Genomic DNA, 12,575 nt, shown 5'->3' with positions numbered 1-12,575 from the left:
CAGGATGGACGCCACCTGGTACGCACGCGTCATTCGGGTACGTACTGAAGACAACCGCTGGAGACGCCCGGTGAGTTCCCCAGATCCTCAGGTTCGCGCAGCGCGAAACCTGCCCGCTCCCTCGACCGAGAACAAACCAGAAAAGAGCCGCTCAAGGAACCGTGGCCCCGTCGTCGCGGTCACCGGAGCGGCGAGCGGCGTGGGCGAGCTGCTCACCGCACGCCTCGCGGCCTCCGAGGAGATCAAGCAGGTCATCGCCATCGATGAACGCCGCGGAGAGGTCTCCGAGGCGACCTGGCACATCCTCGACGTACGCGACCCCGCCATCGCGGAGAAGCTGCGCGGCGCAGATGTCGTGGTGCATCTCGCACTCGATCTCGACCTGGAGACCGACCCCGCCGCCCGCACCGCCTACAACGTGCGCGGCACCCAGACCGTGCTGACGGCCGCCGCCGCTGTCGGCGTGCACCGGGTCGTGCTGTGCACGTCGGCCATGGTCTACGGGGCGCTGCCCGACAACGACGTCCCGCTCGCCGAGGACGCCGAGCTGCGCGCCACGGCCGAGGCCACCGGCGTCGGCGACCTCCTGGAGATCGAACGGCTCGGCCGCCGCGCGCCGCGTGCCCACCCCGGACTCAACGTGACCGTGGTCCGGCCCACCGTCCTGGTCGGCGGTACGGACACCGCGCTGACCCGCTACTTCGAGTCGCCGCGCCTCCTGGTCGTCGCGGGATCGCGTCCGACCTGGCAGTTCTGCCATGTCGACGACCTGGTCACGGCCCTGGAGTACGCCGCGCTGGAGAAGATCGACGGCGAGTTCGCGGTCGGCTGCGACGGCTGGCTGGAGCAGGAGGAGGTCGAGGAGCTCAGCGGCGTCCGCCGGATGGAGCTGCCCTCCGCCGTGGCCCTGGGGGCCGCCGCCCGGCTGCACCGGATCGGCCTCACCCCGTCGCCGGCGGGCGATCTGGCGTACACGATGCACCCCTGGGTGGTCAGTGTGAGCCGGCTGCACGACGTGGGATGGCGCCCCGGCTGGACCAACGAGGAGGTGCTCGCCGCCCTCCTCGAAGAGGTCGAGGGCAGGCACACCGTCGCCGGACGCCGGCTCGGCCGCAAGGACGCCACCGCAGCGGGTGCCGCCGGTGCGACAGTGGCACTGCTCGGCACCGCCGCCCTGGTCCGCCGCGCCCGCAAGGCCCGCCGCCGCATCTGAGGGCCGCCCGGCGGGAGCCCGTCCGAGCGGTGCCTTCTGTAGAAGGCTCCAAGGCCGGGGGCGGCCCGCCGGTGGAAAGCGCTATTCCGGCTTGTCGGCGCCGTACGGCACCATGGGCCCCATGGCACCCACCTACGACCACCCCGGCGAGCGGACGGCGGACGACCCCGTCCGGCTGCTGGAGATCCGCGACACCCCGCTCTCGGTCGACGAGGTCTTCCGGGCCGTCGGGGACGACGCCGCGGGCGGCACGGCGCTCTTCGTCGGCACGGTGCGCAACCACGACGGCGGTCAGGACGTCGGCGCGCTCGGGTACTCCTGCCACCCCTCGGCGCAGGACGAGATGCGCCGGGTGGCCGAGAAGGTCGTCGCGAACTTCCCGGTCCGGGCGCTGGCCGCGGTCCACCGGGTGGGTGACCTCCAAGTGGGGGACATCGCGGTGGTCGTCGCCGTCTCCTGCCCGCATCGCGCCGAGGCGTTCGCGGCCTGCCGGCAGCTCATCGACGACCTCAAGCACGAGGTCCCGATCTGGAAGCACCAGCGCTTCTCGGACGGCACCGAGGAATGGGTCGGAGCCTGCTGAGCGCAAGTCGGCCAGGAGGCCGTCCGGACCGATTTGCGTAACTCCACCCCTGCCGTGAGCGTTGATTGTCCAGACGGTTAATCTGCTGATCGGTCAGTTGCGGTCGCTCATGGGGTAGGGAGGTCGTAATGGCAGCACTTGCCTGGTTGCTGATTCCGCTTTTCGCTGCGCTCGGCGCTGCGATATGGGGAAGCTGGGCCGCCCGTAATCGAACGACCGGCGATGTCTCCGAACTCGCCGGCTATGCCAGGTTCCGTGAGGCGATGGAAAAGCCGCACTCCGGTTCCGATGTCGCCTGACATCTTCTCGCGCGTACGCAGTTGCCAATCCGCATCGCGGCTCCGACTGCCGACGCCCTCCGGCGCAGCCCGCGCCCGGCTCCCCGCCCCGTACGGACCGGCCCCGGCAGTGCACTGACAGACCCTTCCCGTACTGTCGTTCCATGCCACGCCGCACCGCGACGATGCTCGCCTCAACCCTGATCCTCATCGCGCTGCTCTGCGCAGGCGTGCTGATCAAAGTGCCGTATTCGGAGATGTCTCCCGGGCCGACGGTGAACACCCTCGGCGAGGTCGGCGGCGAACCCGTCCTGCAGATTTCCGGGCACAAGACGTACCCGACGTCCGGCAACCTCAATATGACGACGGTCAGAGTCACCGGTGCCGACTACAACATGAATCTCGTCGAGTCCGTCTACGGCTGGCTGGCCCACGACAGCGTGGTCGTACCGCACGACACGCTCTACCCCGACGGCAAGACCGAGCAGGAGTCGACGCAGGAGAACGCCGAGGAGTTCAGCCAGTCCCAGGAGAGCGCCAAGGTCGCCGCGCTGACCGAGCTGAAGATCCCGGTGGCGTCGCGCGTCGTGGTCTCCACGGTCGTCAAGGGCAGCCCCGCCCAGGGCAAGCTGCACGCGGGCGACGTGATCAAGCAGGTCGACGGCGCGCCCGTCGAGCAGCCCGAGGACGTCGCGAAGCTCGTCACCCGCCACGACCCCGGCGAGAAGGTCACCTTCACGATCATCCCGGCCCGGACGGCACTGGCGGCCGAGAAGGCGGGCAAGGAGCCCGAGGGCAGCCGGAAGATCGTCATCACCACCGCGAAGGCGCCCAAGGAGGACCGCGCGATCGTCGGCATCCAGGCCGGGACGGACCACACGTTCCCGTTCCGGATCGACATCAAGCTCGCCGATGTCGGCGGCCCGAGCGCCGGTCTCATGTTCTCGCTGGGCATCATCGACAAGCTGACGCCCGGCAAGCTCACGGGCGGCAAGTTCATCGCGGGCACCGGCACGATCGACGACAAGGGCAAGGTCGGCCCGATCGGCGGCATCAACATGAAGCTGGTCGGCGCGCGCGACGCCGGCGCCAGGTACTTCCTGACGCCGGACGAGAACTGCAGGGCCGCCGCCTCCGACGCCCCGAGCGGACTCACGCTGGTGAGGGTGAAGACGATCGACGACGCGAAGAAGTCGCTCGAGAAGATCAAGGCGGGGGACACGGCCGGGCTGCCGAGCTGCTCGGCAGGCTGACCGCGCCCCCCGCGGGGGAGACGCGATCAGGGCCGCTCGGTCAGGCCTCGAAGGTCGCGGCCAGGGCGTCGGCCAGGCCGGGCACCAGACCGGCGCCGGTCCGCACCTCGCTCGGGGTGTCCTTCGCACGCAGCCGTACGGCCGACTCACGCGTACCGTCCCGCAGGACCGCCACGGTCATCCGGACCTCCTGGCGCTCCGGGTGCTTGGCGACCCACTTGGTCAGCTGCGCGTCGCTCAGCCCCTCGGGCACGGAGGACTCGGCGGACGGCGGGAGCATCAGCCGCTCCACCGTCATCGCGCATCCGATCACCGCGTCGGGCCAGGCGATCGTGGCGAGGAACTCGTCCAGGGCGGTGCCCGGCGGCAGCTCGTCCTGCTCGATGGGGGTGAAGGAGGAAGTCGGGGATTCGGCGCTGTCCAGCCCGAGCTGGGCGGCGAGACCAGGCTCCTGGACCCGCAGCTTGGCGGTGTCGACCAGGGCGAAGAGCCGGGCCGGCTGGTCCCAGCCGAGGCCGGAGATGTACTCGTCGATCTCGAGCACGGCGACGGTGAGCGGGCTGGCGGCCATCGGAGGGCCTGAGGGGGAAACGTTGGGCATGGTCAATATCCTGCCTCCTTCCGCCCCGGGAACGGGAACTAGGTAAAGCCTCAGTAAGTTGCATAGGTGGGCTCTACGATCGCTGGGCCCGCTTCACACGACCCGCGAACTTCGAGGTGCGCACGTTGGCTTTCCAGATGCCGGACCGCGGCGGAGGCCCGACCGGGCCACGGATCAGAGTCGGCCGCCCGTCCCGGCGTGCCCGTACCCTGCTCATGACACTGGGCGTCCTGGCGGTTCTCGCCATGGCGTTCGTCATGTTCGCCGGGTTCTGGACTGACTGGCTGTGGTACCGGTCGGTCGATTATTCGTCCGTCTTCACCACCACTCTGTGGACCAAGATCGGGCTGTTCCTCGTCTTCGGACTGCTGATGGCTTTCGCCGTCGGCCTGAACATCTGGCTCGCGCACCGGCTCCGGCCGCCGCTGAGCGCGATGTCCCTGGAACAGCAGAGCCTGGACCGCTACCGGATGAGCCTCGCCCCGCACAAGAAGTGGGTGCTGCTCGCGATCACCGCGCTCGTCGGTCTGATCGCCGGAGCATCCGCCTCCGGCCAGTGGCGTACCTGGCTGATGTATGTGAACGGCGTGGCGTTCGGCCAGAAGGACCCCCAGTTCCATCTGGACGTGTCCTTCTACGCCTTCGATCTGCCCTGGTACCGCTTCCTGCTGGGCTTCGGCTTCGCGGCCACGGTGCTCTCGCTGATCGCCGCCGCGATGACCCACTACCTGTACGGCGGGCTGCGCATCACCAGCCCCGGAGCGCGGGCGACCGGTGCGGCCACCGGCCATCTGTCGGTGCTGCTCGGCGTCTTCGTCTCGCTGAAGGCCGTGGCGTACTGGCTCGACCGGTACGGCCTGGCCGTGAAGTCCAGCGACTTCAAGGCCACGGACAACTGGACGGGGCTGCGGTACGTCGACGCCAACGCCTATCTGCCGGCGAAGACCATCCTGTTCTGCATCGCCGCGATCTGCGCCGTGCTGTTCTTCGCGACGCTCTGGCGCCGCACCTGGCAGCTCCCGGTGATCGGCTTCGGCCTGATGGTGCTCTCGGCGATCCTGATCGGCGGGCTGTACCCGGCGATCGTGCAGAAGTTCCAGGTCCAGCCGAACGAGCAGGCCAAGGAAGCCCCGTTCATCCGGAAGAACATCGAAGCGACGCGTGACGCCTACGACATCGACGACGCGCAGGTCGACGACTACTCCGGCAAGAGCACGACGGACGACGACGCCAAGCTGCGCGCCAGCGCGAACGAGGCAGCCAGCTACCGGGTGATGGACCCCAACGTCGTCTCCCCGGCCTTCCAGCAGCTCCAGCAGAAGAGGAACTACTACCAGTTCCCCAAGACGCTGGACGTCGACCGCTACAAGGACGCCGCCGGCAAGGACCAGGACACGGTCATCGGTCTGCGCGAGCTCAACCTCGACGGCATCCCCAAGCGCAACTGGATCAACGACCACTTCACCTACACCCACGGCTACGGTGCCATCGCGGCCCGGGGCACGACGACGGGCAAGAACCCGAAGGGTTCCCCGGACTTCACTGAGTCCGGCCTGCCGACGTCGGGTGATCTCGGCAAGTACGAGCAGCAGATCTACTACGGCGAGAAGACCGAGCAGTACTCCATCGTCGGCGGGCCCCAGAAGGAGCTCGACTACGAGGAGGACGGCGAGAAGACCACCAGCTACAAGGGCGACAGCGGGGTCAGTCTCTCCAACGCGTTCAACCGCGCCGCGTACGCCGTCTCGTTCAGTGAGCCGCAGATCCTCTACTCGGGGGCCATCGGCGAGGGCTCGCGGATTCTCTACAACCGCACGCCCAAGGAGCGCGTCGAGGCGGTCGCCCCGTGGCTGACCATCGACGGCGACGCCTACCCGGCCGTGGTGAACGGCCGCATCCAGTGGGTCGTCGACGCGTACACCACCACCAACGGCTACCCGTACGCCTCCCGTACGACGCTCGGTGACACCACGGCCGACTCGCTGACCACCAACCAGCGTGCGGTCGTCGCCCAGCAGAACCAGGTCAACTACATCCGCAACTCGGTGAAGGCCACCGTCGACGCCTACGACGGCAAGGTCAAGCTCTACGAGTGGGACACCGAGGACCCGGTCCTCAAGACCTGGCGCAAGGCGTTCCCCGGGACGGTGGAGCCCAGGGCGGACATCCCGCAGGAGCTCATGGACCACCTGCGCTACCCGCAGGACCTGTTCAAGGTGCAGCGCGAACTGCTCACCCGCTACCACGTCACGAGCCCCGCGCAGTTCTACAGCGGCAGTGACGCGTGGCAGGTCCCGGACGACCCGACCAACAAGGAGTCCGGTGCCGTCCCGCCGTACTACCTGAGCATAAAGATGCCGGACCAGACGGCTCAGAAGTTCTCGCTGACGACGACCTTCACGCCGAAGGGGCGGCCCGACCTCGGGGCGTTCATGGCGGTGGACGCCGATGCGGCCAGCAAGGACTACGGCACGATAAGGCTGCTGAGAGTCACCACCACGGTGAAGGGCCCGGGCCAGGTACAGAGCGAGCTCAACGGCAACGACGACGTCGCCGAGTTCGTGAGGAACCTGAAGGGAACCGACTCCGACATCGAGTACGGCAACCTGCTGACCGTGCCGCTGGAGGGGGGCTTCCTCTACATCGAGCCGGTGTACACGCGCGGTGGCACGCAGAACTATCCGCTGCTGCGCAAGGTCGCCGCCTCGTACGGGTCGAAGACCGTCTTCGAGAACAGCCTCGGGGAGGCGCTCAACGCGGTCTTCGGGGTGACGGACTCCGGCACCACCCCGCCGGACACCACCAGACCCCCGGGCACCACGGAGCCGCCGGCCACCGGTGACGCGGCGCTGAAGAAGGCGATCGCGGATGCGCAGAAGGCCTACTCGGAGGGCGAGGCGGCCCTCAAGGAGCAGGACTGGGCCGCCTACGGCAAGGCCCAGGCGGATCTGCAGGACGCGCTCCAGCGTGCAGCGGCCGCCCAGCCCAAGTCGGGCAGTGCGAACAACGCGAGCGGCGGGAACGGCGCGAGCAACGCGAGCACTGCGGACAAGGCGGATGGTGCCGACAAGGAAGGCAAACCATCCGGCGCTGACAGTGGCGGCTGAGTAACCCGGTAAAGGCTCGCCCCCGCATCGTGGTACGGTTTCACCACAACGACGCGGGGTGGAGCAGCTCGGTAGCTCGCTGGGCTCATAACCCAGAGGTCGCAGGTTCAAATCCTGTCCCCGCTACTGAAAGACCAAGGCCCGGATCCTTTCGAGGATCCGGGCCTTCGTCGTGTCACGGCGACTTTCTTGTGCAAGGTGCGTGAAGTGCGGTTCGCGGGGCACGAGTTGGCTCCGGACGTGTTTGACTTATCTCTCTGTGGGCATGTCGACAAAACGCTGAAGTGACCTAACTGGCCGCGCTATACCAGGTGTACGCGGGTGGCAGGCGGTGCGACGATGGTATTTATGGGGGACAGGGCAACTCTGTTGGAGACAGGGCGGTTTGTGCAACGTCGCGTTCATCGGTCTGATAATGCGACGAATGCGGCTTTTGGTGTTTCCCTCGCGGAGGGCAACGAGACCACTGACACACCTGAGACACCCGAGACACCTGAGATCATCAAGGCGACCGAGACTGCCGAGACTGCGGGGTGTGCCGCGACCGTCGAGAGCACGGAGTTCACAGAGAACAGGGGAAGCGCCAGGGCCGACGGGAGCACCGGGGCCACGGAGGCCCCCGGTAGCGCCGAGAGCCCGGAGAGCGCCGAGAGCGAGGCGCGTCACCGTCGCGCCGCCGATGCCGGGGACACCGCGTCGATGAGCGTCCTCGGTGCCCTGCTGCTGCGCCGCGGCGACCTGGACGGCGCGGAGCCCTATCTGCGCGGGGCCACCGCGGACGGCGACCGGGCCGCGGCCAACAACCTGGGCGTCCTGCTCCACCAGCGCGGATACATCGACGACGCGGCCGGCTGGTGGCGCATCGCCGCCGTCGCGGGTTCCGCCGCCGCGGCGCACGCGCTGGGCCGCCACTACCGCGAGCGCGGCGACGAGCCCGGCGCCGAGTACTGGCTGAGGCAGTCCGCCGAGCAGGGCCACGCGCTGGGCGCGTACGCCCTGGCCGACCTGCTGGAACACCGCAGCGACGTCGGCGCGGAGCGCTGGCTGCGCGCCGCCGCCGAGCAGGGGCACCGGGAGGCCGCGTACCGCCTCGCGCGCATGCTGGACCGCAACGCCGCCGACGACCCGCACGACGCCTTCGGCCGCCCCGGGCTCGGCCCCGGCGCCGGTGACCGCCCCGGCGCGACCGGCCGACCCGTGGCACGCAGGGACGACGGCCCGGTGGCGGGTCCGGCGACGGGACGGGTGGGCGAGGCCGAGCAGTGGTACCGGCAGGCCGCCGCGCGCGGCCACCGGCGTGCCGCTCTGCACCTCGGCGCCATCCTCGAACAGCGCGGCGAGCCCAAGGAGGCCGGCCGCTGGTACCTCATCTCCGCGAAGGCGGGCGAGGCGCGCGCCGCCTGCGCGCTCGGCTTCCTGCTGCGTGACGCGGGCGACGAGGAGAGCGCCGCCGTGTGGTGGCTTCGCGCGGCCCAGGACGGCGACGGGAACGCCGCCAACGCGCTGGGCGCCCTGCACGCGGCCCGTGGCGAACAGCAGACCGCCGAGCGCTGGTACCGCGCCGCGATGGACGCTGGCGACGTCAATGGCGCCTACAACCTCGGCCTGCTCTGCGCGGCCCAGGACCGTACGCCGCAGGCCGAGCAGTGGTACCGCCGCGCCGCGTACGCGGGCCACCGCGAGGCCGCCAACGCACTGGCCGTGCTCCTGCTCCAGGCGGGCGACGCGACCGGCGCCGAGCCCTGGTTCTCCAAGGCGGCCGAGGCGGGCAGCGTCGACGCGGCGTTCAACCTCGGCATCCTGTACGCCGGGCGCGACGAGGACCGTGCGGCACTGGTCTGGTACGAGCGTGCCGCAGCGGCCGGCCACACCGAGGCCGCCCTCCAGGTCGGCATGGCCCTGCTGCACCAGGGCGAGGAGCAGGAGGCGGAGCGCCATCTGCGCTGTGCGGCGGGTGGTGGCAGCGCGGAGGCCGCCTTCCGGCTGGCCGGGGTGCTGGACTCGCGGCAGCCGCCGCCCGGCCCCCCCGCGCTCGGGGAGCCGATGCCGGAGAAGACCGAGTGCGAGGAGTGGTACGAGCGGGCTGCCGAGCAGGGGCACCGCCGCGCCCAGGTACGGGTCGGAATGCTCGCGGCGGCCCGGGGCGACGTGGACAGCGCCGCCCGCTGGTACCGCGAGGCCGCCGAGTCGGGCAGCCGCAACGGCGCCTTCAACCTCGGGCTGCTGCTCGCCCGCGAGGGCAGTGAGCGCGAGGCCGCGCTGTGGTGGAGCCGGGCCGCGAACGACGGGCACGGGCGGGCGGCCCTGCGCCTCGCCCTGCTGGCCGCCCGCCGGGGCGAGCTCACCGAGGGGCAGCGCTGGTGCGCGCGGGCGGTCGAGCTGGGCCCGGCGGAGGTCGCCGAGCGGGCGGCCCGGCTGCTGGAGGCGCTGCACCAGGAGCTGACCGCGTAGGGCAGAGGCCGGCCGGGGCGCCGGGGGTGGGTCACCCCCGGCGCCCCCGGAATCGATTTGCGCTGGTCGGCAGCGGTGACGTACAGTTCTAAACACAACGACGCGGGGTGGAGCAGCTCGGTAGCTCGCTGGGCTCATAACCCAGAGGTCGCAGGTTCAAATCCTGTCCCCGCTACTGAAGACAGAAGGCCGGATCCTTTCAGAGGATCCGGCCTTCTGTGTATTGCGTCAGAGCTTGTGGCCCACCGCCTCCGAGTACATCGCCCGGTCGACGGCCTTCGACTCCGGCACCGGGGCGCCCTTCGAGACGCCCGAATCGGCGTACGCCTCCTGCAGCCGGTCCGTCGTGCCTTTCCGTATCTCCCAGTCCATCCGCATCGACGGGGTCGACCGCAGCGTGGCCTCGTCGGTCTTCATCAGCTTCGCCAGCTCGGCGACGAACGCGGGATCGGACTTGTAGTCCCCGGCGAAGTAGGTGTTCACCGTCCGGATGTAGGCGCGGAGAAAGGCGACACCCGCGTCCGGGTCCTTGTTCAGCAGTGTCGGGCCGAAGAGCAGGCCGCCGAGCGGTTCACCGACGGGCTGGCCGCCCAGGAACGCGTACTTCGTGTCGCCGTCCACCTTGCGCCAGATCGGGTCGAGCAGCCAGGCGGAGTCCACGCCGCCGTTCTGCAGCGCGGTCAGCACATCCGCGGAACCGAGCTGCTGGAAGCTGATCCTGTCGAGGCCGCCGCCGTGCTTCTTCAGGGAGGTGTCCATCGGGTACGCGATGACGGAGCCCTTGCCGATCATGGTGCCGAGCTTCCGGCCCGCCATCTCGACGTGATCGGCGCTCTCGCCGTCCTTGAGACGCACCCACAGGCCGCTCTTGGAGGTGGGGTCGGGGGAGAAGTTCCCCGCGACCCACTTGATGTCGAAGCCGCCGTTGATGCCGTTCATCACGGCTGCCTCGGGAGCCGCCCACTGGGCGTCCACGTCGCCCTTGGCGAGCAGCGGCAGGGCGTCCGGGGTGGGAAGTACCTTCAGCTCGACGTCCAGCCCCTCCTTCGCGAACTCGCCCTTCGCCAACGCGACCTGGAGCGGAGCGACGTACTCCGCGCTCAGGGTGCCGGTGGCCACGGTGATCTTCCGCCGCTTCGACAGGGGCTGGGCCGCCGGGGCGCCCTTGTCGCAGCGGGCGGCCTTCCGGTCGGGGGCGAGTTCGGCCGGGTCGGTCCAGCTGCCGGCGCCGCAGCCCGCGACGGGCCGGACGGTGCGCGGCGCGGCGGCACCGTCGCCGCCGGACTCCTGCCCGGCGCAGCCTGCCGCGCCGAGCAGCGATGCCGCGACGAGCACGGCGGTGCGGGTGAAAAGGGTGTGGGTACGCACAGTGCCTCCGTACGAGGAGCGTGGAGAGAGCCGTTCGGGACCGGCCGTCGAGGAGCGTGAGAGCCGTTCGGGACCGGCCGTTGAGGAGTGTGGGGAGCCGTTCAGGACCGGCCGCGGCCGCGGTCGCGCGGGGCCCACGGCGTGAGCAGCCGTCCGGCGATCCGCACCACTTCGGAGAAGACGACACCGAGGACCGCCACACACACGATGCCGACGAACATCACGTCGTTCTGGAACAGCGCCCGGGAGTCGAAGATCAGATGGCCCAGACCGTCGGCCGCGGCGATCTGTTCGGAGGCGACGATGACGAGTACCGCCACTCCTGCCGCGATCCGTGCCCCGACCAGGACCGCGGGCAGCGAGGCGGGAAGCAGCACATGGCGGAACATCTGCCAGGGCGAGGCTCCGAAGACCTGACCGGCATCACGGTGGCCGACCGGGACGGCGAGCACGGCCGCCATGGTGGAGATCCAGACGAAGAAGAAGACGGTCGCGGCGACCAGGGCGATCTGCGGTCCCTCACCGAGGCCGAACATATTGAGGAAGACCGGCAGCAGGGCCAGTTTCGGTACGACGTACAGGGCGTCGAGCAACGGCTCCAGCGCCGCCCGTACGAGGGAGAGCGAGCCCATCAGCAGGCCGAGGGCGTACCCAGCGACGGTGCCGATCGCATAGCCGCCCAGGACCCGCTTGAGCGTGGCCCACACGTCCGGCCACAGTTCACCGGCGCCCGCCCGGTCCAGGCCGTCCGCCAGGATGGTGGAGGGGGCGGGGTAGACCCGGGCGTCGATCCAGGACTGTGCGGCGGCCAGTTGCCAGAGCAGCACGAGGAGCAGCGGTACGGCGACGGCGAGCGCGATCTCCAGGGTGCGGCGCCTGCGGTGGGTGCGTACCGGGTGCAGTTCCTGCGGGCCCGGTCTGCGGATCAGGATGCCGTCTTCGGACTTCGTGGCGTTCACGGTGACGGTCATGCCGGGACCGCCTCCCTGCGCACCTCGCCGCGCAGGAGCTCCCACAACTCGCTCTTCAGCGCGGTGAACTCGGGTGCCGACCGGACTTCGCCGGTGCGCGGCCGGCCGAACGGCGGGCGGCGCTCGGCGATGATCCGCCCCGGTCTGGCGGACATCACCAGCACCCTGTCCCCGAGCACGATCGCCTCTTCGAGGCTGTGGGTGATGAAGAGGGTGGTGGTGCGGGTGGTCTGGGTGAGGTCGAGCAGTTCGTCCTGGAGGATGGTGCGCAGCTGGGCGTCGAGCGCCGCGAACGGCTCGTCCATCAGCAGCATCTCGGGTTCCACGGCCAGGGCGCGGGCGATCGCGACCCGTTGCCGCATCCCACCGGAGAGGGTGGCCGGATAAGCCCCGGCGAAGTCGGAGAGCCCCATCCGGGCCAGCCAGTCGCGCGCCCTGGCATCGGCCTCCTTGCGCGGTACGCGCTGGATGTCGAGGCCGAACCGGACATTGGCGAGCACGGTCTTCCAGTCGTAGATGCCGTAGTCCTGGAAGATCATCGCCGCCGGGCGGGGCGAGGTCGTACGGATGGACAGCTCGCCGGAGCTGGGGCGGAGCAGTCCGGCGGCGATCCTGAGCAGCGTGGACTTGCCGCAGCCGGACGGGCCGACGATGCAGGTGAACTCGCCCGGTGCGACGGAGAGATCGAGCGGGCCGAGGGCGGGCAGGGCCTTGGCGCCGCGCCCGAACGAGCGGGTGAGCGCGTCGGCG

General features: G+C 70.1%; 10 protein-coding genes and 2 tRNA genes. 8 read left to right on the top strand and 4 right to left on the bottom strand.

Features of this window, described 5'->3' with window-relative positions; genetic code table 11:
• Window positions 1-70: 70 nt before the first annotated feature.
• From ACFYY7_RS09670 to ACFYY7_RS09655, 4 genes are all read left to right on the top strand, one after another.
• Entirely contained in the window at window positions 71-1,213 is a 1,143-nt protein-coding gene (locus ACFYY7_RS09670; protein WP_266729827.1) for an SDR family oxidoreductase, read from the top strand.
• A 121-nt stretch (window positions 1,214-1,334) separates the two neighbouring features.
• Complete coding sequence (locus tag ACFYY7_RS09665) at window positions 1,335-1,796, top strand: molybdenum cofactor biosynthesis protein MoaE (RefSeq protein ID WP_388659145.1); 462 nt, start codon at window positions 1,335-1,337, stop codon at window positions 1,794-1,796.
• Between the two features lie 128 nt (window positions 1,797-1,924).
• Window positions 1,925-2,095: a hypothetical protein gene (locus tag ACFYY7_RS09660; protein WP_266729825.1), complete on the top strand. Its 171-nt coding sequence runs from the start codon at window positions 1,925-1,927 to the stop codon at window positions 2,093-2,095.
• A gap of 143 nt (window positions 2,096-2,238) precedes the next feature.
• Window positions 2,239-3,327: a PDZ domain-containing protein gene (locus tag ACFYY7_RS09655; protein WP_388659141.1), complete on the top strand. Its 1,089-nt coding sequence runs from the start codon at window positions 2,239-2,241 to the stop codon at window positions 3,325-3,327.
• Between the two features lie 40 nt (window positions 3,328-3,367).
• Here the strand turns inward: ACFYY7_RS09655 and ACFYY7_RS09650 are convergent, their stop codons facing one another.
• Window positions 3,368-3,928 (bottom strand): PPA1309 family protein, encoded by a 561-nt coding sequence (locus ACFYY7_RS09650; protein WP_388659138.1) that lies wholly within the window; start codon window positions 3,926-3,928, stop codon window positions 3,368-3,370.
• Between the two features lie 137 nt (window positions 3,929-4,065).
• Here ACFYY7_RS09650 and ACFYY7_RS09645 point away from each other — a divergent pair, with 137 nt between their 5' ends.
• The 4 genes from ACFYY7_RS09645 (at window position 4,066) to ACFYY7_RS09630 (ending at window position 9,661) form a co-directional block, all read left to right on the top strand.
• Window positions 4,066-7,035, top strand: coding sequence for a UPF0182 family protein (locus ACFYY7_RS09645; RefSeq protein WP_388659779.1), 2,970 nt, complete (start codon window positions 4,066-4,068; stop codon window positions 7,033-7,035).
• A 52-nt stretch (window positions 7,036-7,087) separates the two neighbouring features.
• Window positions 7,088-7,161: transfer RNA gene (locus ACFYY7_RS09640), tRNA-Met, on the top strand.
• Between the two features lie 213 nt (window positions 7,162-7,374).
• On the top strand, window positions 7,375-9,486 hold the full coding sequence (locus ACFYY7_RS09635; protein WP_388659135.1) for a tetratricopeptide repeat protein: 2,112 nt from the start codon (window positions 7,375-7,377) through the stop codon (window positions 9,484-9,486).
• Between the two features lie 101 nt (window positions 9,487-9,587).
• A tRNA-Met gene (locus ACFYY7_RS09630) sits at window positions 9,588-9,661 on the top strand.
• Between the two features lie 53 nt (window positions 9,662-9,714).
• Here the strand turns inward: ACFYY7_RS09630 and ACFYY7_RS09625 are convergent.
• The 3 genes from ACFYY7_RS09625 to ACFYY7_RS09615 all read right to left on the bottom strand — a co-directional run bounded on the left by ACFYY7_RS09625 (window position 9,715) and on the right by ACFYY7_RS09615 (window position 12,532).
• The gene (locus tag ACFYY7_RS09625; protein WP_388659131.1) at window positions 9,715-10,854 is read right to left on the bottom strand and encodes an ABC transporter substrate-binding protein; all 1,140 of its coding nucleotides are present in this window, start codon (window positions 10,852-10,854) and stop codon (window positions 9,715-9,717) included.
• 101 nt (window positions 10,855-10,955) lie between these two features.
• Window positions 10,956-11,825 (bottom strand): ABC transporter permease, encoded by an 870-nt coding sequence (locus tag ACFYY7_RS09620; RefSeq protein ID WP_388659128.1) that lies wholly within the window; start codon window positions 11,823-11,825, stop codon window positions 10,956-10,958.
• Window positions 11,822-12,532, bottom strand: coding sequence for an ABC transporter ATP-binding protein (locus ACFYY7_RS09615; protein ID WP_388659776.1), 711 nt, complete (start codon window positions 12,530-12,532; stop codon window positions 11,822-11,824). The genes ACFYY7_RS09620 and ACFYY7_RS09615 overlap by 4 nt, the downstream gene beginning before the upstream one ends.
• Window positions 12,533-12,575: the final 43 nt, after the last annotated feature.

Source organism: Streptomyces sp. NPDC001933 (assembly GCF_042890955.1).
GTDB lineage: Bacteria > Actinomycetota > Actinomycetes > Streptomycetales > Streptomycetaceae > Streptomyces.
This window is presented reverse-complemented; position numbering and strand designations above follow the sequence as displayed.